Annotated in this window: 31 protein-coding genes, 3 tRNA genes and 2 pseudogenes; 24 read left to right on the top strand and 12 right to left on the bottom strand. The window is 66.7% G+C overall.

Translation table 11 applies throughout. From position 1 onward, the window contains the following. Positions 1-187 precede the first annotated feature (187 nt). From BM198_RS05090 to BM198_RS05150, 13 genes are all read left to right on the top strand, one after another. Entirely contained in the window at positions 188-382 is a 195-nt protein-coding gene (locus BM198_RS05090; protein ID WP_074968286.1) for a hypothetical protein, read from the top strand. Continuing rightward, positions 379-945: a deoxynucleotide monophosphate kinase family protein gene (locus BM198_RS05095; RefSeq protein WP_074968288.1), complete on the top strand. Its 567-nt coding sequence runs from the start codon at positions 379-381 to the stop codon at positions 943-945. Before BM198_RS05090 ends, BM198_RS05095 begins: the two co-directional genes overlap by 4 nt. Before the next feature lie 11 nt (positions 946-956). Further along, positions 957-1,235 carry a transcription initiation factor IIB family protein gene (locus BM198_RS05100; protein ID WP_074968290.1) on the top strand — a complete coding sequence of 93 codons (279 nt, stop codon included), beginning with the start codon at positions 957-959 and terminating at the stop codon, positions 1,233-1,235. Further along, positions 1,232-1,450 carry a hypothetical protein gene (locus tag BM198_RS05105; RefSeq protein ID WP_074968292.1) on the top strand — a complete coding sequence of 73 codons (219 nt, stop codon included), beginning with the start codon at positions 1,232-1,234 and terminating at the stop codon, positions 1,448-1,450. The genes BM198_RS05100 and BM198_RS05105 overlap by 4 nt, the downstream gene beginning before the upstream one ends. Next, complete coding sequence (locus tag BM198_RS05110; protein WP_074968294.1) at positions 1,447-1,701, top strand: hypothetical protein; 255 nt, start codon at positions 1,447-1,449, stop codon at positions 1,699-1,701. The genes BM198_RS05105 and BM198_RS05110 overlap by 4 nt, the downstream gene beginning before the upstream one ends. Beyond that, complete coding sequence (locus tag BM198_RS05115) at positions 1,698-1,937, top strand: pyocin activator PrtN family protein (RefSeq protein ID WP_074968296.1); 240 nt, start codon at positions 1,698-1,700, stop codon at positions 1,935-1,937. Before BM198_RS05110 ends, BM198_RS05115 begins: the two co-directional genes overlap by 4 nt. A 56-nt stretch (positions 1,938-1,993) precedes the next feature. Beyond that, positions 1,994-2,344, top strand: a complete 351-nt coding sequence (locus BM198_RS05120; protein WP_074968298.1) for a hypothetical protein — start codon at positions 1,994-1,996, stop codon at positions 2,342-2,344. Positions 2,345-2,376: 32 nt separating this feature from the next. After that, positions 2,377-3,198 (top strand): YfdQ family protein, encoded by an 822-nt coding sequence (locus tag BM198_RS05125; protein ID WP_074968300.1) that lies wholly within the window; start codon positions 2,377-2,379, stop codon positions 3,196-3,198. 74 nt (positions 3,199-3,272) lie between these two features. Then, the gene (locus tag BM198_RS05130; RefSeq protein ID WP_074968302.1) at positions 3,273-3,797 is read left to right on the top strand and encodes a hypothetical protein; all 525 of its coding nucleotides are present in this window, start codon (positions 3,273-3,275) and stop codon (positions 3,795-3,797) included. After that, positions 3,794-4,345 (top strand): hypothetical protein, encoded by a 552-nt coding sequence (locus BM198_RS05135; RefSeq protein WP_074968306.1) that lies wholly within the window; start codon positions 3,794-3,796, stop codon positions 4,343-4,345. The genes BM198_RS05130 and BM198_RS05135 overlap by 4 nt, the downstream gene beginning before the upstream one ends. A 1-nt stretch (position 4,346) precedes the next feature. After that, a complete protein-coding gene (locus tag BM198_RS05140) occupies positions 4,347-4,838 on the top strand; it encodes a methyltransferase domain-containing protein (RefSeq protein WP_074968308.1) in 492 nt (163 codons plus the stop codon). Then, positions 4,835-5,398: a hypothetical protein gene (locus tag BM198_RS30285; RefSeq protein WP_074968310.1), complete on the top strand. Its 564-nt coding sequence runs from the start codon at positions 4,835-4,837 to the stop codon at positions 5,396-5,398. The genes BM198_RS05140 and BM198_RS30285 overlap by 4 nt, the downstream gene beginning before the upstream one ends. Next, the gene (locus tag BM198_RS05150) at positions 5,395-7,236 is read left to right on the top strand and encodes a DNA cytosine methyltransferase (protein ID WP_074968312.1); all 1,842 of its coding nucleotides are present in this window, start codon (positions 5,395-5,397) and stop codon (positions 7,234-7,236) included. The genes BM198_RS30285 and BM198_RS05150 overlap by 4 nt, the downstream gene beginning before the upstream one ends. A 35-nt stretch (positions 7,237-7,271) precedes the next feature. On the opposite strand, the gene BM198_RS05155 is transcribed toward BM198_RS05150, so the two are convergent. Next, complete coding sequence (locus tag BM198_RS05155; RefSeq protein ID WP_074968313.1) at positions 7,272-7,925, bottom strand: hypothetical protein; 654 nt, start codon at positions 7,923-7,925, stop codon at positions 7,272-7,274. Between the two features lie 71 nt (positions 7,926-7,996). Here BM198_RS05155 and BM198_RS05160 point away from each other — a divergent pair, with 71 nt between their 5' ends. Further along, on the top strand, positions 7,997-8,455 hold the full coding sequence (locus BM198_RS05160; protein WP_074968315.1) for a hypothetical protein: 459 nt from the start codon (positions 7,997-7,999) through the stop codon (positions 8,453-8,455). 53 nt (positions 8,456-8,508) lie between these two features. After that, a complete protein-coding gene (locus tag BM198_RS05165; protein ID WP_074968316.1) occupies positions 8,509-8,772 on the top strand; it encodes a helix-turn-helix transcriptional regulator in 264 nt (87 codons plus the stop codon). On the opposite strand, the gene BM198_RS05170 is transcribed toward BM198_RS05165, so the two are convergent. From BM198_RS05170 to BM198_RS05185, 4 genes are all read right to left on the bottom strand, one after another. Continuing rightward, entirely contained in the window at positions 8,666-9,931 is a 1,266-nt protein-coding gene (locus tag BM198_RS05170) for a tyrosine-type recombinase/integrase (protein WP_074968318.1), read from the bottom strand. The two genes, BM198_RS05165 and BM198_RS05170, sit on opposite strands and share 107 nt — an antisense overlap. A gap of 163 nt (positions 9,932-10,094) precedes the next feature. Beyond that, positions 10,095-10,179: transfer RNA gene (locus tag BM198_RS05175), tRNA-Leu, on the bottom strand. Positions 10,180-10,234: 55 nt separating this feature from the next. After that, positions 10,235-10,310, bottom strand: a tRNA-His gene (locus BM198_RS05180). 34 nt (positions 10,311-10,344) lie between these two features. Further along, positions 10,345-10,421 (bottom strand) — tRNA-Arg (locus tag BM198_RS05185). Between the two features lie 273 nt (positions 10,422-10,694). Between BM198_RS05185 and folD the strand changes: the two genes are divergently transcribed. The 4 genes from folD (at position 10,695) to BM198_RS05205 (ending at position 15,027) form a co-directional block, all read left to right on the top strand. Next, positions 10,695-11,549, top strand: a complete 855-nt coding sequence (gene folD, locus BM198_RS05190) for a bifunctional methylenetetrahydrofolate dehydrogenase/methenyltetrahydrofolate cyclohydrolase FolD (RefSeq protein ID WP_044408347.1) — start codon at positions 10,695-10,697, stop codon at positions 11,547-11,549. Positions 11,550-11,697: 148 nt separating this feature from the next. Continuing rightward, positions 11,698-12,354, top strand: coding sequence for a gamma-glutamylcyclotransferase (locus tag BM198_RS05195; protein ID WP_074968320.1), 657 nt, complete (start codon positions 11,698-11,700; stop codon positions 12,352-12,354). Positions 12,355-12,505: 151 nt separating this feature from the next. Further along, on the top strand, positions 12,506-14,482 hold the full coding sequence (locus BM198_RS05200) for a TonB-dependent receptor plug domain-containing protein (RefSeq protein WP_074968323.1): 1,977 nt from the start codon (positions 12,506-12,508) through the stop codon (positions 14,480-14,482). A gap of 2 nt (positions 14,483-14,484) precedes the next feature. Further along, on the top strand, positions 14,485-15,027 hold the full coding sequence (locus BM198_RS05205; RefSeq protein WP_074968325.1) for a molybdopterin-dependent oxidoreductase: 543 nt from the start codon (positions 14,485-14,487) through the stop codon (positions 15,025-15,027). Between the two features lie 90 nt (positions 15,028-15,117). Here BM198_RS05205 and bchE read toward each other — a convergent pair whose 3' ends face one another. Both bchE and BM198_RS05215 read right to left on the bottom strand, forming a co-directional pair. Beyond that, the gene (gene bchE / locus BM198_RS05210; protein ID WP_074968326.1) at positions 15,118-16,644 is read right to left on the bottom strand and encodes a magnesium-protoporphyrin IX monomethyl ester anaerobic oxidative cyclase; all 1,527 of its coding nucleotides are present in this window, start codon (positions 16,642-16,644) and stop codon (positions 15,118-15,120) included. A gap of 130 nt (positions 16,645-16,774) precedes the next feature. Continuing rightward, the gene (locus BM198_RS05215; RefSeq protein ID WP_044408357.1) at positions 16,775-17,119 is read right to left on the bottom strand and encodes a cupin domain-containing protein; all 345 of its coding nucleotides are present in this window, start codon (positions 17,117-17,119) and stop codon (positions 16,775-16,777) included. Positions 17,120-17,372: 253 nt separating this feature from the next. Between BM198_RS05215 and BM198_RS05220 the strand changes: the two genes are divergently transcribed. Continuing rightward, positions 17,373-18,188, top strand: coding sequence for a DUF4344 domain-containing metallopeptidase (locus tag BM198_RS05220; protein ID WP_074968327.1), 816 nt, complete (start codon positions 17,373-17,375; stop codon positions 18,186-18,188). Positions 18,189-18,243: 55 nt separating this feature from the next. Here the strand turns inward: BM198_RS05220 and BM198_RS05225 are convergent, their stop codons facing one another. Next, the gene (locus BM198_RS05225; protein WP_074968329.1) at positions 18,244-19,002 is read right to left on the bottom strand and encodes an SDR family NAD(P)-dependent oxidoreductase; all 759 of its coding nucleotides are present in this window, start codon (positions 19,000-19,002) and stop codon (positions 18,244-18,246) included. Between the two features lie 112 nt (positions 19,003-19,114). Between BM198_RS05225 and BM198_RS05230 the strand changes: the two genes are divergently transcribed. Continuing rightward, positions 19,115-20,035 carry a LysR family transcriptional regulator gene (locus BM198_RS05230; protein ID WP_074968331.1) on the top strand — a complete coding sequence of 307 codons (921 nt, stop codon included), beginning with the start codon at positions 19,115-19,117 and terminating at the stop codon, positions 20,033-20,035. Between the two features lie 107 nt (positions 20,036-20,142). After that, the gene (locus BM198_RS30620; protein ID WP_082078258.1) at positions 20,143-20,325 is read left to right on the top strand and encodes a PSPA7_2676 family Cys-rich small protein; all 183 of its coding nucleotides are present in this window, start codon (positions 20,143-20,145) and stop codon (positions 20,323-20,325) included. Here BM198_RS30620 and BM198_RS05235 read toward each other — a convergent pair. After that, entirely contained in the window at positions 20,258-21,199 is a 942-nt protein-coding gene (locus BM198_RS05235) for a LysR family transcriptional regulator (protein ID WP_074968333.1), read from the bottom strand. The two genes, BM198_RS30620 and BM198_RS05235, sit on opposite strands and share 68 nt — an antisense overlap. A gap of 45 nt (positions 21,200-21,244) precedes the next feature. Here BM198_RS05235 and BM198_RS05240 point away from each other — a divergent pair, with 45 nt between their 5' ends. Both BM198_RS05240 and BM198_RS05245 read left to right on the top strand, forming a co-directional pair. Continuing rightward, a complete protein-coding gene (locus BM198_RS05240) occupies positions 21,245-21,943 on the top strand; it encodes a CTP synthase C-terminal region-related (seleno)protein (RefSeq protein WP_044408372.1) in 699 nt (232 codons plus the stop codon). Then, complete coding sequence (locus BM198_RS05245) at positions 21,940-22,296, top strand: antibiotic biosynthesis monooxygenase family protein (protein WP_044408374.1); 357 nt, start codon at positions 21,940-21,942, stop codon at positions 22,294-22,296. The genes BM198_RS05240 and BM198_RS05245 overlap by 4 nt, the downstream gene beginning before the upstream one ends. On the opposite strand, the gene BM198_RS05250 is transcribed toward BM198_RS05245, so the two are convergent. From BM198_RS05250 to BM198_RS30840, 3 genes and pseudogenes are all read right to left on the bottom strand, one after another. Beyond that, the gene (locus BM198_RS05250; RefSeq protein ID WP_074968335.1) at positions 22,260-22,880 is read right to left on the bottom strand and encodes a tRNA-uridine aminocarboxypropyltransferase; all 621 of its coding nucleotides are present in this window, start codon (positions 22,878-22,880) and stop codon (positions 22,260-22,262) included. The genes BM198_RS05245 and BM198_RS05250 overlap by 37 nt on opposite strands. A gap of 76 nt (positions 22,881-22,956) precedes the next feature. Then, positions 22,957-23,940: pseudogene (locus BM198_RS30835) on the bottom strand (methyl-accepting chemotaxis protein); the annotation flags it as partial. Positions 23,941-24,044: 104 nt separating this feature from the next. Beyond that, a pseudogene (locus BM198_RS30840) lies at positions 24,045-24,522 on the bottom strand (PAS domain-containing protein); the annotation flags it as partial. Positions 24,523-24,563 lie beyond the last annotated feature (41 nt).

Genomic DNA, 24,563 nt, shown 5'->3' on the forward strand with positions numbered 1-24,563 from the left:
TCTGGAGGGGTGACCGCAGCGCCATTTGGGCGCTGCGTGCATGGGCCACCTTCATGTTACTTTTTGCTATTGCTGGACTCATCTTTCGGCTAGCCCAACCATAAATTAGCAAATGCTATTGCCTTAATGATTAGCTATTGCTAACTTGATCGCGTACCCACTCTGACTACCCCCTGGAGTACGCGACATGCAATCGACACAGCACAACCGCTGCCCGGTGCTCCTGCACCCGGCCTGCACCACCAACCCTGATGCCATCCGTGCAGTACAAAAGGCCACTGGCCGCTTTGTAGTGATCACCGGCGGGCGCCCCACGCTCAAGCAACCCACCACCCTCCCCGCCTTCGAGGACTTCTCCGGCTTCGGCGGAGGTGCGGCATGAGCCAGATCCTGATCGGCCTTGCTGGCCAAGCCCGCGCGGGCAAAGACACCGTCGCCCGCTACCTGGCAGCGCACCTCACCCTCATCACCTACGCCTTCGCCGACCCGTTCAAGCAGGCAATCGCCTCGATGTTCCACCTCACCGCCGCCCAGTTGGACGGCGCCGAGAAGGAGCTGCCGCTGCCCTGGCTGGGCAAATCCCCGCGCGAGCTGATGCAGCTGCTCGGCACCGAGTGGGGCCGGGAGCTGGTTCATCCCCACGTCTGGCTGCTGCTGGCTGAGCAGAACCTGCAACTACTCGCCGAGCACGACCAGGCCATGAAGGGCGTGGTGATCAGCGATGTTCGCCTGGAGATGGAAGCCGACTGGGTGCGCAGTAACGGCGGCGTCATCTTCCACATCAGCCGGCCCGGGGTCAGCCCAGTCTGCGATCACCCCACCGAGGCCGGCGTGCGCCGGTACTCCAGTGACTACGTGATCGAGAACAACGGCACCCTGGAAGAGCTGTATGACCAGGTCGACAACGCCATCTCGCGCCTGATGCGCCACCGCCGCGCAGCCTGAGGGCAGCCGTCATGAACCGGACGATCCGCGAGGCTGCCCAGGTGCTGGGCATCCGCGAGAGCACCCTGCGCAACCACCTGCGCGAAACCCGCGCACTCAACCGTGACGGCAGCCTGGCTGCCCGTCACATCGGTGGCGGCCGCCTGTTCATGGACCCGCGCTCGCGCTGGGTCGAAGCCACCCGCAGCTACCGGCACTACGCCGTGCTGATGGTCACCGAGCAGGGCATCGCCTGGCTCGCCACCCAGCTCGGCATCACCATCACACAGCACACGGACGACGCCGCATGAACCGCACCGCCGAACTCATCGAGCTGTTCACCCGCCTGGTCGAGGCCACCCCCATCGGCTACGTGCCCTACGTGACCCTGACCACCGACCCGGAGCGCCCCTACGGCGCCCTGATCATCGGCCCCGACCGCCGGCTGCTCGCGATGGTCAACGGCCCCACCGTCAGCACCACCGTGACCCTCCTGCAGAGCCAACTGGCAAGGGGGCAGGCGTGATCAACCAAGCCACCTGCAAGGCCCTCTACAACCTGGCCGTCCTGGTGCGCACCGCCCAGGACACCTGGTCGAAGAACCATCACGTTCACGGCTGCTACGGCGCGGTCTACCTGGCCCGCGATCTGGGTCTGATTGATGACGCCGAGGCCGACCGCTTCTACGACCTGGCAGAGAACGCCAACACGCATCGGGGGGAGGAACTGAGGGAGATAGAACTCAAGAAGCGCCTCGCGGAGATCTCCACACGATGAAAACCACCCTCGACCAGCTGTTGGTCCAGTGGAAGGCCACCAGCCTGCCCCTGACCACGGTCAGGGAGCACTACTTCCCGCACATCAAGACGGACAAGCACCTGCGCAAGCTGATCGCCGGCGGGAAGGTGAACCTGCCCACCTACAAGCACAGCCCCTCACGGCTGGCCAAGCCCTGGGTGCGGCTGCAGGACCTGGCCAACTGGCTCGACGCGCAATCGAGCCAGGTGGCCTGACCGGCGCCCGGCCGATCCGGGCAACTCTGACGACGTACAACCAAGAGGCACAGCACATGACGAAGAAAGCCCGGCCCTTCATTGACACCCTGCGGGAGGTCGAGGGCGGCAACCTGCTGGACGAACTGAGCGAGACGCAGCACTCGCTGATCAACGCCATCCAGCTCACCGGCAAGGGCGGCGAGCTGGTGATCAAGCTCACCTACAAGCCCGAAGGCGCCGGCCAGATGACGATCAAGGCCGATGTGAAAGCCAAGGAGCCCGTGCTGGCACGCGGCACCTCGCTGTTCTTCATGACCCCCGAAGGCAACCTCACCCGCCGCGATCCTCGCCAGCAGGATCTGCCGCTGCGCGCCGTGGGTGAAGACATTGCCCCGGCTGAAGAGCTGCGCACCGTAAACGACTGACCCTCTCTGACACCGCTCACAAGGAGCACGACATGCAACAAACCCTCCAGCAGCTTCTGCAGTTCGCACAGGCCATCGGCAAGCCGATTGACCACCCCACTCTGGCAACGCCCGTGGCGCTGCTCCCCGACGGCGTCAAAGTCGAGTCCCTGGAGAAGCTGCTGCCGCAGCCTGTTCGCGCTCGCCAGACCGTGCGAATCATCGACGCTACGTCCTTCATCGCCTACGTCAATCGCTTCGCCACGCCGGCCACCTCGGTCTTCTGCAACGGCCCTGAAGGCTGCACCTTCCGCGCCGTGTTCGACTACCACACACCCGACGCACCGGCCTGGATGGATCACTCCGCCGTCTACTGCTGCCCGCTTACGGTTGAGTGGGGCGCCTGGAGCGGCAAGGACCGCAAGCCCATGACGCAAGAGGAGTTCGGCGAGTTCATCGAGAACAACGTCAAGGACATCGTCACACCGCCCGACCAGCCTGGTGCCCCCACCGCAGCGGAGATGCTGGAAATCAGCCTCACCCTCGAAGCCAAGAAGAACATCAGCTTCCGTCAGGGCACCCGCCTCGACAACGGCCAGGTACAGCTCACCTACCACGAAGAGATCGATGGCCGAGCCGGCGCCACCGGGCAACTCAACATCCCCGAGCAGTTCTTCATCGGCATCAAGCCATTCCTTGGCGGCGAAGGCTTCCTGATCACCGCCCGCTTCCGCTACCGCATCCGCGAGGGCCGCCTGGCCATGTGGTACGAGCTGGTCCGCCCCGACAAGGTTCTGGAGGAAGCCTACAACGCTGTCCGCAAGCAGATCGGTGACAGCATCGGCACGGTGCCGGTGTACGAAGCCAACCTGTAACCACCGTTCAAGCCCCGGCCGCCGGACTCTGACAACCATTCCCGGCGCCGGGCACCTACCCGGAGACACAGCACATGCAACCGACCGACCTCGACCTCATCCTGCTGGCCATCATCGGCCTGATCATCGCCGCCTCGATGTTCTGGAGCGCCGTCTGCCTCCACCGCAAGGCCGAATCCAAAGGCTACGACGCCGGCTACAGCGACGCCCAGCAGCAGGCCAGCCTGCGCTTCGAAGCCCTGCACGAAGACCTGGCCACCCTGCGCGCCAAGCACGCCGCCGCCCGCAAAGCCACCGAGCAGCAACTGGCCGAAGCCGCCAAGGCTTCGCGCGCGCGCCTTGAGGCGGTGATGCAGGACGCTGACAAACGCATCGCCCACTACGCCCGCCGCTCCAACCCGCTCAGCCGCGAGGACGCCAGCTGGCTGATGAAGGTGGCCGGGCAGTTGAGCCTGCTGGAAGACATGGCATTTCGCATCGACGCCGAGAACGTCGCCGCCCAGGCCCACACCGCCCACGACCAGTGCAAACGCCTGGCCCAGCGCGTGAACGAGGCCCTCGATGCCGCCGAGGCGGTCGAACAGGAGCGTGCAGCATGAAAATGTTCCAGATGAAGATGGCCAAGCCGTCGGCAGCTGATATCAAGGCCGCCGAAGATCTGCTCCACATCTTCAACCTGATCGACGCACGCTTCGGCGGGCCCTGGTCGACCCCGGGCGCAGGCGACAGCCTCCACGACCTGCTGGAAGGCGGTGAGGAGGAGTTCGACTGCGAGGACGATACCCACCTCAAGACCCTCTACAACAACCTGGCCAACCTCCTGCGAACGGCGCCCAGCTTCTACGCCCGCGTGATCAGCGGCATGTGCCATGTGGTCATGAACGAGCAGAACCAGGTCCTCGACCCTGACTCGGACTGCATCGATCTGCACCCCCGCTTCGCCCAGCTCGGCGAAGAGGCCAACCTCTTTCGCCAGATCGACAGCTTGCGCATCGAACTGATCCCGAGCTACGACGCGGGCTACACAGCCCTCGCTTACGGCGAATCCGATCAGCCAATCGCGGAAGCGACTGGTATGAACGCGCGGGAAGCCATCACCGAACTGGTGCGGCTGCATCCGCATCTGGCCGCGTACCAGGGGGTGTGAGATGGACTACAGACCACACCAAAACCAGCTGCTGCCTGAGCAGAACAAGTTTCACGTCGGAAACGGCGGTGATGGCAAGCACTACTGGCTCACACCACCAGCCCTGATGGCTCAGCTCGACGCCGAGTTCCGGTTCAACTTCGACCCTTGCCCCTATCCGAAGCCCGATGATTTCGACGGGCTGACCTGCGAGTGGGGTTCGTCAAGCTACGTCAACCCGCCGTTCGGATCGATCATGCATCAGGGCAAAAAGAAGGGCCCGACCGCATGGGCGCGTAAGGCCATCGAAGAGCATCAGAAGGGCAAGCGCGTCGTGCTGGTGTACCCCATCGATAAATGGGTGCTGATGTTGATCGGAGCAGGCGCTCAGGTGCGCAACCTCGGCGACGTTCGGTGGTGCGCAACTGAAGATGGCTCGCAGGGAAAAGGCACTGGGCGGCACATTGCCTGTTTCGTGCTCGAACCCACCCCGCCCCAGGAGAACGACCGATGAGCACCACGAAGAAAATCGTCGCGCTCCAGACCGAGCGCGACCAGCTCTACGCAGAGCTGCGCCGAGTTCAAGCCGAGAACCAGCGCCTGCGCGGCCTTCAGCCCGAATTCCCTCCACGACCGCCTGAGGGCAGTGGTTTGCCGCGCTATGGGTTGCGCTGGAACGGCCCGCAGCTTCCCCTCTCGGTTCCAATGGATGACGGCTACTGGACACCATGGCATCTCGCCGCCCAGCTCCACGCCGAGCTGGAGGCCATCAATGGCCAGCAGGCAGTCGCTACCCCGCCCACAAGCTCGGCCGAAGCGATCACCGACACCCAGCGCCTGGACTTCATCCTCCGCAAGTGCCGCAAGGTGATCGTTGAACGCCTGCCTAACAACTGCCTGGAGGTCTACGTCGAGGAAGGCTTCATGGGGGAGACCCAGCACCCGGTGATCGCCCATCGTGGCGACTGGGCCGAAGCATCTACCGAAGCCGCTGCCGTGAAGCGCAAAGCCATCGACGCCGCCATTCTCTGGTGCGAAACCGACGGCGATGCCGCGAAGGATGGCACCGCATGACCGCCTTCCAACGCATCCCGCAGACCCGCCCGCTGCCGCTGGGGCATGAGCTGTTCGTCGATCTGTTCGCCGGCCACGGCGGTGCCAGCGAGGGCGGGCGTCGCGCGTACCGCGACCCGGACATCGCCATCAACCACAACCCGGTGGCCATCGCTGTCCACCGCGCCAACCACCCGAACACCCGCCACTTCATCAGCGATGTGTTCGAGGTGGACCCGGTAGCCGCTACCGGCGGCCAGCCGGTGGGCATCCTGTGGGCCTCGCCCGACTGCCGGCATTTCTCCAAGGCCAAGGGCGGCAAGCCGCGCAACCTCAATATCCGCAGCCTGGCGTGGGTGGTGGTGCGCTGGGTCTATGCCACCCGCCCGCGCCTGTTCCTGCTGGAGAACGTCGAGGAGTTCCGCAAGTGGGGCCCGCTGGACGCCGAGGGCTACCCGATCAAGGCCGAGGAAGGGCGCACCTTCGAGGCGTTCCTGGCCGCGCTCACCACGGGCGTGCCCGAAGATCACCCGGACATGCCCGAGATCCTCGACGCCATCGGCCAGTGGGTACCCAAGTCCGCCCTGGTGCGCGGCATGGGCTGCCAGGTCGAGCACCAGGTGCGCATCGCCGCTAACGCCGGTGCCGGCACCACCCGCAAGCGCCTGTACATGATCGGGCGCACCGACGGCCGCCCCATCGTCTGGCCGGCGCCGACCTGCCACAAGACACCCACCGGCAAGCAGAAGCCGTGGAAGGTCGTCGCCGAGGTGCTGGATTTCACCGACCTGGGCTCGAGCATCATCGACAAGGAGCCGGTGGTGAACACCTGCAAACGAGTAGCTAAGGGCATCTGGCGCCACGTCATGGCCACCGACCGCCCGTTCCTGGTACCCGCCCAGGCGACTCCGGGCGCTGAAGGCGGTACCGCCACTGGGGCGCCCTTCCTCACCGAGTTCGCCAACGCCTCCCGGCAGCGCACCTTCAGCGCGGCAGAGCCGCTGCGCACTCAGGTGGCCCAGGTGAAGGGCGGACACTTCGCCATGGCAGCCCCCACGCTGATCCAAGTGGGGTACGGGGAGCGCGAGGGGCAAGCACCACGCGCCCCGGGGATCGACAAGCCCCTGGGCACGGTGGTGGCGGGTGGTACCAAGCACGCCCTGGTCGCCGCCCACATCGTCACCCTGCGCAAGGGCAGCGTCGGCAGCGAGCTGCAGGCGCCGCTTGGGGTCGTCTCCACCAGCGGCGGGCACCACGCGGTGGTGTCGGCGTTCATGGACCAGGCCAATGGCGGGTTCTACACCGGCGCCGGTCGCGGCATGGCCGAACCCGTCTCCACCATCACCCAGGCCGGGTGCAACCAGCGCATGGTGAATGCCTTCCTGGTGAAGTACTACAGCACCGGCGGGCAGTGGCAGGCTGCCGACGAGCCCATGCACACCGCCCCCACGCGGGACCGCCTCGGGCTGGTCACCACCACCCAGGTGCCGGCCGATCTGCTCGCCCCGGACCTGATGGAGAAGGCCCGCCGCTGCGCGCTGTTCATGCACCGCTACCTGCCGGAGCAGTTCCCCACCCAAGCGGACCTGATCCTCATCGGCGGGTATGTCCTAGTGGACATCACCCTGCGCATGCTGACCCCGCGCGAGCTGGCCAGCGCCCAGGGATTCGGCCCCGACTACATCATCGACCGTGGCCTGTTCGAGAACCCCGTCACCGGGGAACTGGAATGGCGCCCCCTCAGCAAGCGCGACCAGGTGCGCGGCATCGGCAACAGCGTCTGCCCCGACGAGGCCGACGCCCTCATCTCTGCCAACGCCCGCGACATGATCGAGCAGTATCGGAGGCTTGCGGCATGATGCTCACCGTAGTTCCCTCCCCTCCCACGCTCGCTTCACTTCGGCCAATTCAAGGCGGCTTCGTAATCGCCCAACTGCTGAAGCAATTCCTCGAATTTCATCAGGTCGCTTCTGGCTTGCTCACCAATGAGCGGGAAGGGATTACCTCCTATGAAAGACCCCTTCTGGCGAAGCTCAATCTTCTCCGCGACATGCAGGAAAAACGCACCGGCAGTCCTCAGATGAAGCAAATAAAAAACCATGCGCCCGGAAAAACTGTTGAGCTGTACAGCTTGGATCGCCTCAGCGGCAGCTCGAAGCTCTTTCACGAGGGTGGCATCTTTGCAGTACAGCATCCCTCCGGTATCACTGCAGGCGACTGCGTTGATTCGCCGCAACAGTGCCTGAAAGTGAGAAACCAAGGAATAAACGGCATTTACATCGTTTACCTTCGACTCTCGCTCCTCTCTCTCTCTCAGCAACCTGGCCTGATACGCCTGCCAAGCCGGAACAGCTATAGCAACTATAACTGCGAGCAACCCGCCGAATGCCTGCGCCCAACCAGACGCCTCAGTCGGCGCGAATTTCTCGCGCACCCAGTAGGCAGCAGTGCCAATAACGAGCCACATGAGCGGAATGCAGAGGACGCAAAGCCAAAGCGCCCATATAGAGCTCTCGATCAGTTTCCGCTTAAACACAGAGCTAACCATGCACACCTCCTTTGCAGCGGCAGCACATCGAGCTTGCACGTGGCTGCAGTCCGTACGCAAGGAGACAGAACATGAGCACCCGCAAACCTCACAACCGCCGCCAACGCCTGGAGCGCAACTGCCGCGCCCTGGTTCGAGCCAACCACGCCGCCGTGGTCAACATCGACCCGGCCGGCAGCCAGCACCTGGTGAACTGGAAGACGGCCAAGCTGATCCGCTCCCGCCCGATGGTCGACGCGGTGTGCGATGTCGCGCACCCCTGGTGCATCTACATCAGCGCGCTGTGCGTCGACCAGGGCGGCAACCGCTACGTCAAAAACACCGAGGTCGCCCCGCATGGCATCTACCGCGCCGAGCAGCTCACCGAGGTGATCGAGGCGCACTACCGCGCCCACCTGGCCGGCTGCAACCCGAGGCACGTGGTGGCCTCGGGCTGGATCGCCATCCCTGACGATGTATCCCTGGAAGAGTCCCTGGCCGACCGCATCTACGACGCCATGGGCGCCTGGCCCGTTCGCCAGGCCGCGTGACCGGTATCCACAGAATTGGAGAGGCCGGGAACGCCGGCCGAGAGAAGTGCACGATGAACAACAACGACGAGATCCGCTACATCCGCCTGCCCGAAGTGCGCCGCCGCGTGGCCCTGGGCACCACCAAAATTTACGAGATGATCAAGGCTGGCGAATTCCCCGCCCAGGTCCAGCTCGGCGCCCGAGCTGTGGCCTGGGTCGAGAGCGACATCACCGAGTGGTGCCGCCAGCGCCTGGAGGCTGCCCGTCAGCGGAATCAGCCTCCAGCCGATCAAGATGGTCAGCCCACCACTGCATCATCTCGCGCCGCTGCGTGAGGTACTCCGCGTGGTTGTATGTGTCCCGGCTCTTGTTCGGATCGGCGTGCGAGAGCTGGGCCTCGATGTGGTCGCTGTTGAAGCCGTGCTCGTTGAGAGCCGTCGAGATCGTCCCACGCAGGCCGTGCCCCGTCAGGCGGCCTTTGAACCCCATGCGCTTGATCGCACCGTTAAGTGTGTTCTCGCTGATCATCTGCCGGGGGTCGTTCCGCCCCGGCAGTACGTATGGGAACCTGGCCGACACTGGCCGGATCTCCCGCAGCGCCTCGATGGCCTGCCTAGATAGCGGCACCAGGTACGGGGGGATTTCATCCCCCTCGGTCCTGACACGACTGCGCAACTGCTTGACCCCCTCCGCCGGTACCCGCCAGATACCTTCCTCCAAGTCGAACTGATCCCAGCTCGCCCGTCGCAACTCGATGGTCCGCACACCGGTCAGCAACAGCAGGCGGACCCCTACCCGCGTAGCGATTGACCCCCTGTAACAACGCAAGGCACGAACCAGATCCGGCAACCCATCCTCCCGGAGGATCGGGTTATGCCGCACAGGCGGCTGCGGTACCGCGACAATGTCTAGGTCGCTGGCGGGGTTCTGGTCGACGATGCCCTCAGCCATGGCGAAGCGGAAAATCTGGTTGAGCCAGGTCCGGCACTTCTCGGCCACGTTCAATGCGCCCCGCGTTTCCACACGCCGGACAGCGCTCAGCACATCAGCGCGGGTTATCTCCCTCATCTGCAGGCGCCCCAGAACAGGAATCAAGTCCTTTTCCAGGTACCGGAGAGACTGGGCTCGACTTCCCTTGCGGCCGTCGGTCAACCGAGGAGCGCGAAACTCCCACCAGCGCTTGGCGACGACCTCGAATGTGTTGGCGGCCGCCCCGGCTTTCGCGTTGAGCTGCTCGCGACGATGCTGCCGGGGGTCCACACCCCGGGCAACCAGGGCCCGGAACTCGTCCCGCTTCTCCCGCGCATCGCGCAGGGACACCTCGGGATAGGTGCCGAGGCTGATCCGCGCTTGCTTACCCAACCAGGAAAAACGAAACGCCCAGTACTTACTGGCGCGCGGAGGCACGACCAGGGCGAGCCCCTGGCCGTCAGATAGGGTGAATTCTTTCTCGGCCGGCTTGGCCTGACGTACCGCTGTGTCCGTGAGCGCCATCTAGTACAGAATCCCAAACGCCGAATTCGGCTGTACCGGATACTGTACTAAAAAATCACGGCTGCTAACGAAAACACGCGGAAGAGTGCGAAACCTAATTCGCTGGATGCCCCTAGAACTGCGGGGCTTTGGGGACGGTAGCGGAGGCTACCGGATTAGAAGATGGTGCGGACGGAGAGACTCGAACTCTCACACCTTGCGGCGCCAGAACCTAAATCTGGTGTGTCTACCAATTTCACCACGTCCGCTTTCGACGCTGGAAACAAAAACGCCAGGCACTTGGCCTGGCGTCTTCGCAGAATATGGGGTGGACGATGGGAATCGAACCCACGACACCAGGAGCCACAATCCTGTGCTCTACCAACTGAGCTACGCCCACCATATTTCACTTTGCTTGTGCCAAGACTGCCAAATGGCACGCCCGGCAGGACTCGAACCTGCGACCATCCGCTTAGAAGGCGGATGCTCTATCCAGCTGAGCTACGGGCGCTCGATCATCTACCGGAGCAGACTCTTCGAAGCTTTCGGCTTCAGCAGAAGCCTTGAGACTTCTACGTTTGCCGTCTTACCCAGCTAGTGGCTGTGCTCGACAAGCGGGGCGCATGTTATAGCTGCCCCCACTACCCGTCAACAAAAAAATGAAAAAAATTTAGAAAGATAAAGGGGTTACGGGAAAATGCCCGGCAGCCGCCTTTGCCCCGCAGGCACGCCATGCGAGAATACGCCCCCTTTTTCGCTCCTTCCTAATGGTTAATCACGCGTCATGACCGCACAACTGATCGACGGCAAAACGATCGCCGCCCGCCTCCGCCAGCAGATAGCCCAGCGAGTAGCTGAACGCCGCCAGCAAGGACTGCGCATTCCCGGCCTGGCCGTGATCCTGGTGGGCAGCGATCCCGCCTCGCAAGTCTATGTCGCGCACAAGCGCAAGGACTGCGAGGAAGTCGGTTTTATTTCCCAGGCCCATGACCTGCCCGCCAGCACCCGCCAGGACGAACTGCTCGCCCTGATCGACCGCCTGAACCAGGACCCGGCCATCGACGGCATCCTGGTCCAGCTGCCCCTGCCCGCGCACCTCGACGCCTCCCTGCTGCTGGAGCGCATCAGCCCGGACAAGGACGTGGACGGCTTCCACCCCTACAACATCGGCCGCCTCGCCCAGCGCATCCCGCTGCTGCGCCCCTGCACCCCGAAGGGCATCATGACCCTCCTTGAAAGCACCGGCGCAGACCTCTATGGCATGGACGCAGTGGTCGTCGGCGCCTCCAACATCGTCGGCCGCCCCATGGCCCTCGAACTGCTGCTCGCCGGTTGCACCGTCACCGTCACCCACCGCTTCACCAAGGACCTCGCCGGCCACGTTGGCCGTGCCGACCTGGTGGTGGTCGCCGCCGGCAAACCCGGCCTGGTGAAAGGTGAATGGATCAAGGAAGGCGCCATCGTCATCGACGTCGGCATCAACCGCCAGGAAGACGGCAAGCTGGTCGGCGACGTCGAGTACGAGCCCGCTCTGCAGCGCGCCAGTTGGATCACCCCGGTTCCCGGTGGCGTCGGCCCCATGACCCGAGCCTGCCTGCTGGAGAACACCCTGCACGCCGCCGAGCACCTGCACGACTGACGCGAGCGCAAGGCACCGAACGGCACCCCAGGGTGCCGTTCTTCGTTTGGTCATGCAGAAAGCTGACGAACGTCATTCCCCAACCCCCTCCCGGCCTGCTAAAACGGAACCCGTACCGCTCCACCGCACCACCGAGGCCATCCACGCCATGCCCGGCCGCCCCGACGCCCCGCCAGCCCCCTACCCGCCCCAGCTCGAACAGCCGGTTCACCTAACCGCCGGCGAACTCCAGGCCTCCCTCGACGCCACCATGGCCCAGCACAAGGGCGGCCCCGTCTGGCTGTTCGCCTACGGCTCGCTCATCTGGCGCCCGGAATGCCCTGCCGTCGAACGCAGCCGCGCCCGCATCCACGGCTACCACCGCGGCCTCTACCTGTGGTCGCAGATCCACCGGGGCACCCCCGACGCCCCCGGCCTCGTGCTCGGACTCGACCGTGGCGGTTCCTGCTCCGGCTTCGCCTACCGCCTGCCCGACGAACACCTCGAGCGCCATCTGCTCGCACTCTGGCAGCGGGAGATGCCCGACGCCGCCTACCAGCCGCGCTGGCTGGACTGCCGCCTCGAAGACGGCCGGCGCGTCCAGGCCCTCAGCTTCGTCCTGCGGCGCAACTTCGCCTGCTACGCCGGCGCCCTGCCGGATCACGTCCTCACCCACGTCTTCGCCCGTGCCTGCGGCCATTACGGCACCACGCGCGACTACGTCGAGCAGACCGTCAACAGCCTGCGCGCCCACGCCATGCCCGACCGCCGCCTGGAGTCCGCCCTCCTGCGCTGCAGCAAACAACCCCATCTCGATCTCGACTGACCATCGCTATACATAAAAATATATAGCGATTGACGAAGCGCTCGGATAACCTGCGCCAGCCTGACCCAACGCCGGCAAGAGACGCCCACGCGAATGCCCGATGCGTCCCGTCACGCCTATCGCTATATAAAAAAATACACAGCGAGCAACCATGAACCTTCTCACCACACGCCTCCCCCTCCTGGCCCTGGGTGCCCTCGGCGCCGTCTTCCCCCCACAGCCGGCCACCGCCGCCAGCCAGGTCTTCAGCCTGGGCGAACTGCTGATCAGCGCCCCCTCCAGCCAGGCCAGCGACTTCGGCGACCAGGTCGCCTCCTCGGTCGACGCCCGCGACATGCAGCGCTTCGAGCGCCACACCGTCACCGACGCCCTCAACCTGCTGAGCGGCATCAGCACCAGCACCAACGCCCGCAACGAAGGCACCATCAGCCTGCGTGGCTTCGACGCCCGCCAGGTGCCGATCTTCGTCGACGGCATCCCCGTGTACGTCCCCTACGACGGCTACGTCGACCTCGACCGCTTCACCACCAGCGACCTCGCCGCCATCCAGGTCGCCAAGGGCATGAGCTCCACCCTCTACGGCCCGAACACCCTTGGCGGCGCCATCAACCTCATCACCCGCCGCCCCGACAGCGCCTTCGAAGGCGACGTCAGCCTCGGCACCGGCACCGGCGGCCTGCAGCGCAAGAGCGTCAACCTCGGCACCAACCAGGGCAGCTGGTATCTCCAGGCCTCCGCCTCCCAGCACGAAGCCGACTACTACCGGCTCTCCGACGACTTCCACAGCACCGTCCGGGAGAACGGCCACCACCGCGAGAACAGCGATTACGACGACCGCAAGCAGTCCCTGAAGATCGGCCTCACCCCCAACGAAACCGACGAATACGCACTCGGCTACGTCCGCCAGGACGGCCAGAAAGGCCAGCCCCCCAGCACCGACCCCAGCGCCACCCAGCGTTACTGGCGCTGGCCCTACTGGGACAAGGAGAGCTACTACTTCATCGGCAACCACGCCCTCAGCGACTACGAGACCCTGCGCCTGCGCGCCTACGCCGACCACTACACCAACGGCCTCGACGGCTACACCAACGCCACCTACAGCCGCCTCGCCACCAGCGGCAACAACCCCCAGTCACTCTCCAGCACAGGCAGCAGCAACTACGACGACCACGTCATGGGCGGCTCCCTGCAACTGCAGACCGAACGCCTCGACGCCCACCAGATCAAGCTGCAGTACGCCTACAAGCAGGACCGCCACGAAGAGGACGACGGCCAGCGCACCACCAAGCGCCTGGAAGACCGGCTCACCTCCGTCGCCGTCGAGGACTACATCCGCCTCGAAGAACGCTGGCACCTGGCCCTCGGCGCCAGCCGCGACACCCTCACCCCGGTGGACGCCGACACCTACGCCCGGCCCGACACCCAACACGCCAACAACTGGCAGACCGCCCTGTACTTCGATCCCACGCCGGACCACCGCCTCTACGCCAGCATCGCCCGCAAGAGCCGCCTGCCCACCCTCAAGGACCGCTACTCCCTGCGCTTCGGCACCTTCATCGAAAACCCCGGCCTCGCCCCCGAGCACGCCACCCACTACGAGCTCGGCTACCAGGGCCAGCCCTGGGCCGGCGCGCACCTGGAGGCCGCCGTCTTCCGCAGCGACATCGACGACCTCATCCAGCGCGTCCGCAACGTCCAGCCCGGCCGCGACCAGATGCAGAACATCAACGAAGCCCGCCACCGCGGCGCCGAACTGAGCCTCAAGCAGCGCATCGGCGAAGGCCTGGAGACCGGCTTCGCCTACACCTACCTCGAACGGCGCAACCTCAGCTCCCGCACCCGCCTCACCGACACCCCGCGCAACAAGCTCAACACCTGGGTCGACTACGCCCCCATCGAGCGCCTGCACCTCATCGCCTTCATCGAGCACGCCGACCAGCGCTGGTCCTCCGACACCGCCCAGGTCTCGCCCTTCACCCGCATCGACCTCAAGGCCAGCCTCGACCTCACCCACGGCGTCAGCGTCGAAGCGGGCGTCAACAACCTCAGCGACGAGGACTACGAACTGTCCGACGGCTACCCCGAGCCCGGCCGGCAGTACTTCACCAACCTGCGCTACGAGTTCTGACCATGACCCACCGACCGCTCCTGCCCCTCACCCTCGGCCTGCTGCTCACCCCAGCCCTGCACGCTGCCGCGTTCGTCCCGGACGACCCGTCCACCTACGTCACCGACACCCTGCAGGTCACCGGCGAGGTGCAGCACGCCCTCACCCTCGACGTCGACGCCCTGCGCACGCTCCCCGCCCACGACTACGTCGACGTCGCCAAGGCCTGTGGCGGTGATGTCGCCAACGCCGAATACAAAGGCTACCGAGGCGCCCTACTGCGCGACGTGGTGCAACGGGCCGCCCTCGCCGGCGATGACCCCAAGGCCTGGAAACGCGCCTACCTCGTCGCCCACGCCAGCGACGCCTACATCGCCCTGTTCAGCTGGAACGAGCTGCTCAACACCTCGGTCGGCGACGGTGTCCTGGTGGTGTACGCCCAGCACGGCCAGCCCCTGCCGCCCGAGGTCGGCCACATCGCCCTGGTCTCCGGCTGCGACCGCCACCCCGGCCCGCGCCACGTCAAATGGCTCAAGGCCATCGAAGTGAAGACCGTCCCGCTCTGATCCCCGAAGGGCTCGATGGAGGCCGCCCCACAGCCACGCCTCCATCCCTTTTCAGGCCGTCCTCGCGACGGCCTCTTTTTGCCTCCCCCATCAGCGCACCTCCACCGGCTCCGCCCGGGCACGCTTGCGCACATCCAGCACGTACTCCCGCTCGGCCAGCGACGCCCCGAGAAACGCCTTGAGCGTCGGCCCGCGCCGCAGCAAGCGCGGCCCCAGTAAGAATTCCACCACCTCGTGGAACCACACCCGCCGGCCGATGCGCGTGTACCAGCGCATCGCGTGGCGCACCTCGGCATCCCGGTGGAACAGCACCCGCCACAGCGCCTTCGGCCGCACCTGCATTCCCAGCTCGATCAGCTTGAACCAGAGGAACACCCGCCACGCCGGCACCTGCTGCACCGCCAGCACCTGGTGCTTGTAGTCCCAGCGGCGGGTGTCGGTCTGGATCACCTCCCGCGTTTCGGCCAGCGCGTAGAACGGCGTCCAGCGGTGCGGCGTGACGTACAGCAGCTGGATCTGGTCCGGGTCGTAGCGCAGCAGATGGCGGAACGAGCGCCAGTAGTCGCCATCCCGCTCCTCCTGGAACCCCACCACATAGGTCGCCATCGACACGATGCCGTGCTGGCGCAACAGGCGGATCGCCTGCTGGTCCTCCCTGGGCGTCGCCCCCTTGCGGATGGCCTTCAGGGTCGCCTCGTCGTAGCTCTCGATCCCCAGCAGAAAGCGGATCACCCCCGCCTGGCGATACAGGTGGAGGATGTCCGCATCGCGCACGATGTCCCCGGCACGGGTGGATCCCACCAGCAGCAACGGCACCTGCTCGGCGATCAGCGCTTCGAGGAAGGCCCGCCAGGCCTTGCGTGAACCGGTGGGCAGCTCGTCGGCGAAGTTCACCAGCTCCACCCCCTTCTCCCGGTGCAGCCAGGCCAGCTCGCGGGCCAGCCGCACCGGATCGCGATGGCGCCAGCGCGTCCAGAAGCCCCGCTGCCCGCAGTAATTGCACAGGTGTGGACACCCCCGGGAGAACTGCACCACCACCGCCCGCTTGCCACCCCAGTAGCTGTAGTCCGCGTGGTCGATCAACTCCCAGCCCACCCGGTAGTCGTCCAGGTTGCGCAGCATCGGCGCATCCGCCGTGGCCTGCGGCACCCCGGCCACCCGCAGGGCGATGCCCGGCACCGCCTCCAGAGGCAGCCCAGCCGCCAGGGCCTGCATCAGCGACAGCGCCGTCTGCTCGCCCTCGCCGCGCACGATCAGGTCGATCGCCTCCACCTCCCGGAGGATCTCGTCCCAGTGATAGGTCGGGTGCACTCCGCCATAGACGATGCGCAGCCCCGGCAGCAGCGCCTTCAGCGCTTGGCAGATTTCCACCACCGTCACATGGGCCGAACTGGAACCGGAGTGCCCCAGCATCACCACCGCCGGCGCCAGGTCCACCACCCGCGCCACGATGGCCGGCAGCGACAGCCCCTCCCGGTCGGCATCCAGCAGGCGCACGGCAAAGCCCGCGTCCAGCAACGGGCCGCCCACGCTGAGCAGGCCGAGGGGCGGCAGGTGCTCGCGGGGCATGCGGCTGCCGATGGCGGTATGGGGCGGGTTGAGCAGCAGTACATCCATGGGAACACCTAGCGTCGGAAGAAGATGCGGGTGTTATCGCGCGCGCCTGTGAACGGCGCAGGGAGAGGGTGTGGGCATTGCGTGGCGATTGTGTGGCAGGCCGGACGCAGGACGCGTCCGGCCCGGTGGATCAGGCGAAGACGAAGTACTTGCGCACTGTCTCCACCACCTCCCAGGTGCCCTTCAGGCCGGGCTCGATGACGAACACATCACCGGCCCGCAGGTGCACCGGCGCCTCGCCTTCCGGCGTGATGATGCAGTAGCCATCGAGGAAGTGGCAGTACTCCCACTTCTCGTAGTTCACCTCGAACTTGCCGGGGGTGCAGATCCAGGTGCCCATGATCTTGCTGCCATCGGCCGAGGTGTAGGCGTTCAGGTTCACGGTGTGCGGGTCGCCGCCGATGCGCTTCCACTTGGTGGCGTCGAGCACAGGCGTCGGGCAGGTTTCACGCAGGACAGTGATGAAATCGGACATGAGCACTCCAGGCAGTAAGGAATCGAACGCCCACCCTAGAGCCCCCGCACCCTGCCGGCTTGTCTGATACCGCCCCTTGCCTGCCCAGAAGCGCAGCCGCCGGCCCCCACACACATCAACCGTGACGGCCTTCCGGCTAGGCGCAGCCTGCGATAGACAGCCCACCACCTCCTCCCACTAGAATTCGCCACGCCCCCGGGAGCCCCCGGCTGGCGCCCCTTCCGAACCTCATCGCCTGCGGAGCCACCACGCAATGCGCGCCCTGTGTAGAAACGCCCTCGCCGTCCTCATGCTCAGTCTCGCAGGGCTCCCGAGCCCCGGTGGCCATTCGGCTGCAAGCACCCGGGAGCCGGCTCGCACCGCCAAGCCGGACAGCGCCTCCGCCGGCCGCTTCATCCCGGTCTACAAGGCCGCCAAGCAGGACGACAACAAGGCGGAAGCGCGGCAGTGGCGCGAATGGAAGATCCTCGAAGACTTCAGCGAGGCCATGAACGACTACATCCGGATTCCCGACGACATCCAGGTGGTCGCCGAAGAGTGCGACGAGCCGAACGCCTTCTACCAAGCCAACGTCATTTCCCTGTGCTACGAACTTGGCGTCAGCGAACGCGAGATGTTCACCCAAGCCGACAACGACGCCGACGAAGTCAACGACGAGCTCTACAAGAGCCTCATGGGCACCCTGTTCCACGAAGCCGGCCATGCCTTCATCGACGTCCTGGAGCTGAAGATCACCGGCAAGGAAGAAGACGTCGCCGACCAGCTCGTGGCCTACATGCTGACCAACGACGAGGTGGGCGAGGATTACCTGATGACCGTCTCCTACGCCTACAGCCTGTCCGCCGAGCAGGCCAGCTCCCTGGACGACCTGCCCTTCTACGACGCCCACTCGCTGGACGCCCAGCGGGCCGTCAACTTCCTCTGCTACATCTACGGTTCCAATCCGGACAAGTTCCAGTACTTCGTCGACGACGAACTGCTGCACGAAGACCGCGCCGCCGGCTGCGAGGGCGAGTACCACCAGATGGTGGACGCCTGGGATGCCCTGCTCGAAGGCAAGGTGAAATAGCGCCCACACCGCGTGGCACAGGGGCCGGTCACCGCAACCGGCCCTGGCTCCGCCGTCAGAGGAACATGCCGCCCGAGGCCTCGATCCGCTGGCCGGTGATCCAGCCCGCCTCTTCCGCCAGCAGCAAGGCGACCGCCTGGCCGATGTCGTCCGGCAGGCCGACCCGCCCCAAGGCGGTGTTGGACGCCACGAAGGCATTCACCTCGGCGTTGTCCCGCACCACCCCGCCGCCGAAATCCGTCTCGATGGCGCCCGGCGCCAGCACGTTCACCCGGATGCCGCGCGGCCCCAGCTCCCGGGCCAGGTAGCGGGTCCAGACCTCCACCCCACCCTTCATCGCCGCATAGGCGCCATACCCCGGCAGGCTGAAGCGGGCCAGGCCGGTGGACAGGTTGAGGATGCGCCCACCGTCGGCAAGCAGCGGCAGCAGGTGCTGGGTGAGGAAGAACGGCCCCTTCAGCTGGATGCCCAGCAACTGATCGAACTGCGCCTCGGTGGTCTCCGCACAGGGGGCATGGATGCCGATGCCGGCGTTGTTCACCAGGGCGTAGAGGCGCGCCCCGCCGAAGCGCTGTTCCAGGCATTCGGCCACCTGGCGGGCGAAGGCGGGGAAGCCGGACACGGCTCCCACATCCAGCTGCAGCATCTCGGCCCGCCCGCCCAGGCGCGCCACTTCATCCGCCACGGCCCGGGCCTCGTCCTGGCGTGAATGGTAGGTGCCGATCAGGTCGAAGCCCCGGGCGGCCAGTTGCAGGGCGGCGTTGCGACCCAGGCCGCGGCTGGCACCGGTGATGAGTACGATCTTGCGGGTCATGGCGAAGTCCTCGGTTGGATGGAAAGGACTCCAGGCTATTGTTCGTGATTGATCCGATAAACACCGTAAAACCGCACATACTGATCGCCAGCCACGAACAGAGAGCACCGCCATGGACACCCTCGACCTGCTGCGCACCTTCATGCGCGTCACCGAACTGTCGAGCTTCACCCAGGCCAGCGCCAGCCTCGGCCTGCCCCGCTCCAGCGTCTCCGAACAGGTACAGGCACTGGAGCAGCGGCTGGGCGTGCGCCTGCTGCAACGCACCACCCGCCAGGTCCGCGCCACCCAGGACGGCCTCGCCCTCTATGAACGCAGCCAGTCCCTGCTGGCCCAGGTGGACGACCTCGAAGGCATGTTCCGTGAAGGCCACGGCGCCCTGGCCGGCCGCCTGCGGGTGGACCTGCCCAACCGCATCGCCCGCCAATGGGTGATGCCGCGCCTGGCCGAGTTCCTCCACGGCCACCCGGCCCTCGAACTGGAGCTGAGCTGCACCGACCGCCGCGTGGACCTGGTGCGGGAAGGCTTCGACTGCGTGCTGCGGGTCGGCGAGCTGATGGACCCGAGCCTGATCGCCCGCACCCTCGGCCAGTTGCCCCTGGTGAACTGCGCCAGCCCCGCCTACATCGCCCGCCACGGCACACCGCAGGCGGCGGAAGACCTGGCCCGGCACCACCTGGTGCACTACCAGCCGGTACTGGGCGCGCGGCCGGTCGGCTTCGAATACCAGCAGGACGGACGCCTGGTGCGCCTGCCCATGGGGGGCTGCCTCACGGTGAACAGCACCGACGCCTACGAAGGCGCCTGCCTGGGCGGCCTCGGCATCATCCAGGCCCCGCGCCTGGGCCTGGCCGAGCTGCTGGCCAGCGGCGAACTGGTGGAAGTGCTGCCCCAGCTGAACGCCCCGCCACTGCCCCTGAACCTGCTCTACGCCCACCGCCTGCAACCCCGGCGGGTGCGCGCCTTCATGGACTGGCTGGACGACCTGCTGGCTCCCCACATCGACGGCCGCGCACACCGTTCACCGGTTTAGGTTGTCGATTCTAGAGCGCCTCCGTGAGTCTCCCGGGCACGGCACACAACCCCAACAACGCCGCGTCACGCCTGATCATCGACGGGGGCCCTGCCCCGGGAGGTTCCATGCGACTGCACTGTTTCCTGCTCGGCTGCGTCTGGACGGACGGCTACGAAACCGAGGTCGGCGCCGAGCCGATGCTCTGCCAGCGTTGCCAACGCTGCGGCAGCCACCGCTACGTCAAACGGGCCGATCCGCCTCATCTGGCGACAGCCGCAGGTGCCGAGCCAGCTCGTCGAACAACGTGACCACCGCCCGCAGCCCCCGGCAGTCGGGCCGTGTCAGCAGCCACAGGGCACTGCCGCAGCCCTCGGCCGGCAGGTCCAGCGGTTGCAGGCGTGCATCCAGCAGGAAGCGCGGCAGCACCGCCACCCCCAGCCCGGCGCGGGCCAGCTCCGCCACCGAAAGCATGCTGTTGCAGCGGTAGGCCGGCACCAGCGCCGGGAAGCGCTGGCGGCGCCAGGCCACGCTGGCGTGGTCGGGCAGGAAGTCGTCCGGGGCGATCCAGACCATCTGCGCCGGGTCGCTGCCGGCCTGGCTCGCCAGGTAGGCCGGGCTGGCACAGACCACGTAGGGCACCTCACCCAGGCAGCGGCCCACCAGGTGCTGCGGCGGCGAGCGGGTCAGGCGCACGGCGATGTCGGCGTCGCGCCGGCTGAGGTTGGCGAAGTCGTTGGAGGTGGCCAGTTCCAGGCGCAACGCCGGGTAGGCCGGCATGAAGCGCGCCAGCACCGGCAGCACCAGGCCCTGCAGCACCGTGTCCGTGCAGGTCAGCCGCACCGTCCCGCTGAGCACCTCGCGCCCCTGCTCCAGGGCCAGCTGTGCCGCCTCCAGGGCCTGTTCCGCCTGCTCGGCCTGTTCCGCCAGCAGCCGCGCCGCCGCGCCGGGCACGTAGCCGCCACGCCCCTTCTGGAACAGTTCGCTGCCCAGGGCCTGCTCCAGCCGGCGGATGGAGCGGAACACCGTGGAAACGTCCACACGCAGCAGTTCGGCGGCCCGCGCCAGGCTGCCGCCGCGCACCAGCGCGAGCACCAGTGCCAGGTCATCCTGGGCCAGCTTGTATTGCATCGGTGCAATCTTCATCGGTACGAACGCCCATTCTGCGTGCTGAAACGCAATCATATAGTCCGTCCTGCCTGACACAAGGCCTCTCGACAAGGATCGGACATGATCGGCACCGCCCCCCTGCACATCGCCCTGCTGGGCGAACACGACCCCGCCATCACCGCCCACCGCGCCATCCCCCTGGCCCTGGAGGACGCCGCGGAGCGCCTCGGCATCCGCGTGCGCGCCGAGTGGATCGGCACCCAGGGCCTGGAGCCCCGTCACCTCGCCGGCCATCACGGGCTCTGGTGCGTGCCCGGCAGCCCCTACGCCGACACCGAGGGCGCCCTGCGCGGCATCCGCCATGCGCGGGTCAGCGGGCTGCCATTCCTCGGCACTTGCGGCGGCTTCCAGCACGCGGTGCTGGAACACGCCCGCAACGTGCTCGGCTGGGTGGAAGCGGCCCATGCCGAGACCGACCCAGAGGCCGGCCTGGCGGTGGTCTCGCCGCTCAGTTGCGCCCTGGTGGAATGCATCGAGGCCATCCACCTGGCGCCCGGCTCCCGGCTCGCCCGCGCCTACGGCAACGCCATGGCCTTCGAGGGCTACCACTGCCGCTATGGCGTCACCCCGGACCTTCAACCGGCCTTGCTGAGCGCCGGGCTCAGCGCCTCCGCACACGGCAGTGAAGGCGCCCTGCGCGCGGTGGAGCGGGACGACCACCCGTTCTTCGTCGCCACCCTCTTCCAACCCGAGCGCGCCGCCCTGGCCGAGCGGCCGGCGCCCCTGGTGCAGGCCTTCCTGCGGAGCTGCGCGGCATGAGCGCCGCCACGCCACGGGCACAGCTGCCGGAACCGCCCTACTACGTGGTGATGTTCATCTCGCAGCGCACCGAGGGCGACGACGGCTACGCCGCCATGGCCGATCACATGGTGGAGCGCGCGCGTCGGCAGCCGGGTTTCCTCGGAGTGGAGTCGGTGCGGGATGCTCAGGGCCTGGGCATCACCCTGTCCTATTGGCGCAGCGAGGCGGACATCCTCGCCTGGAAGCAGGACACGCCTCACCGCGACGCCCAGGCCAAGGGGCGCGCACAGTGGTACAGCCGGTTCGAGGTGCGCGTCGCGCGGGTGGAGCGCAGCTACGGCTTCGCGGCGGAAGGCCCGGCCCCGGCGTGATTGCGCTGGTAGGTCTCCGCCCCCATGGCGGAGATCTGCCCCTCGATCAGCGCCTCGAACGGGCGCAGCAGCGCCTCGAAGCAGGTGGCGGGCTCCAGCAGCTCCAGCGCGCGGGTGATGGCCTCCAGAGTGGACAACGCACCGGGGCCCGGCGCCTTGCGCAGGCGATAGCGGGAGGGCTCGCCCTCGGGCAACGTCACCCGGGGCAACGTGGCCAGCGCCGGGTTGAGGTGCAGCAGCTTGCGCGCCTTGCGCCAGGTGCCGTCAGGCACCACCAGCAGCAGCGGGCGGGGCGCGTCCACCAGGCCGGCCGGCAGCACCTGGGCCTCCTTGCCGGGGAACAGCAGCCGCGCGTCCACTTCGGGGTCGGCCAGGCGCGCCGGCAGCTCCGCGAACACCTCGCCCACCCACAGCTCCGCCTGCTGCAGCCCGAGGGCAGCGAAGCGCGCGGTATTCAGGGCATGCCCGGCCTCGCTCGGGTGCTGCAACACGAGCACACGGGTGCGGCTGTCCAGCCGGGGGATCAGCGGGCACAGGCACAGGCGTTCGGGGCGTTGGCAACGGGGGCATTGGGGGCGTGACATGGGCGCGGATTCTGCCACAGCCGCAGGCGGGCTCCGAGCCCGGTGAGTGCCGTCCACTGGCACCCTGCGTGTGGAATCAGCGGTTGAAGCGTTCGGCCAGGCTGTGCAGGTACTCGGCCATGTGCTCCAGGTCCTGGCTGATCTGGGCCCCTTCCAGGGCCTGGTTGGTGCTGTTGTCGGAGAGCTGGGCGATGCGGGTGATCTGCCGGCTGATGTCGTCCGCCACCTGGGTCTGCTCCTCGGCAGCGGCGGCCATCTGCTGGCTCATGCCGGTGATACGCGTCACCGCACTGCTGATCCCCTCCAGCGCCTCGCGCACGGCCTCGACGCTGCCGACGCTGTCCCGGGAGATTTCCTGGCCACGGCTGGCGGTGACCACCGCACGGTCCGCACCGGAACGCAGGGAGGCGATGATCTGGTGGATCTGCTCGGTGGACTGGCGGGTGCGCGAGGCCAGCGAACGCACCTCGTCCGCCACCACCGCGAAGCCCCGGCCCTGCTCGCCGGCCCGTGCCGCCTCGATGGCCGCGTTCAGCGCCAGCAGGTTGGTCTGCTCGGCGATGGAGGTGATCACGTCGGCCACGCTGCCGATGGACTGGGTCGACTCCGCCAGCTCGTTCACCGCCTTGCCGATCTCGCTGACCGCATTGGCCATGTGCTCCATCGCCTCCAGGCTCTCGCCGGCCAGGCTGCGGCCCTGCTGAGCCAGACGGTCGGCCTCTTCGGCGGCGTGGGCGGTGTTCTGCACGTTGGTGGAGACCTCCTGGATGGTGGCCGCCATCTCGTTGATGGCCGTGGCGGACTGGTCCGTCTCGCTGCGCTGCTGCTCCAGCAGGTCGGCACTGGAGCTGGCCAGGCGCGACGAATCCATCGCCCGCGTGCGCACGCCGCTGGCGGCATCCTCCAGCCGGGTGAGCGCCGTCTGCAGGCGCGCCTCCTCGCTGATCATCGCCATGTCCAGCAGCGCCTGCTCACCCTTGTTGGTGGAGTAGGTCAACGCCACCAGGCCACTGGTGAAGGCCCTCGGGTGTTCCGCCAGGGTGCGGCGGATGGTCTGGCGCTTGTCGTAGCGCTGGTAAGCGGCAAGGGCAAACATGGTCACGGCCATCAACACCAGCAGCCACGGGCCGGTGACGATGTAGTGCCCACCCAGGACAATCGCCGTGGCCAGGATCAGCGGCCAGGAATGGAGGGTGTCGTAGGCCCAGTAGTCGTACCAGGGCACCGGCGACTTGCCCGCCCGCAGCCGCGCATAGAGAGCATCGACGCGGCGAACCTGGTCACGGGTGGGCACCGAGCGCACCGACTCGTAGCCCACCACCTTGCCCGCCTCGTAGACCGGGGTGACGTAGGCACTGACCCAATAGAAATCACCGTTCTTGGAACGGTTCTTCACCAGCCCCATCCACGGCTTGCCCTGCTTGAGGGTGTCCCACATGTGCGCGAACACCGCCGGCGGCATGTCCGGATGGCGCACAAGGTTGTGGGGTTGGCCGACCAGCTCCTCGCGGGAAAATCCACTGATTTCCACGAAGGCGTCGTTGCAATAGGTGATCTTGCTGCTGAGATCAGTGGTGGAAATCAGGCGCTCGCTAGGAGAAAAAGTGCGTTCTCGTTGCGTCACGGGGAGGTTCTGGCGCATCGGTTGACGTCTCTGGTGGTTGGAACGCGGCGGGCAGATTG

It is taken from the genome of Metapseudomonas otitidis (assembly GCF_900111835.1).
GTDB lineage: Bacteria > Pseudomonadota > Gammaproteobacteria > Pseudomonadales > Pseudomonadaceae > Metapseudomonas > Metapseudomonas otitidis.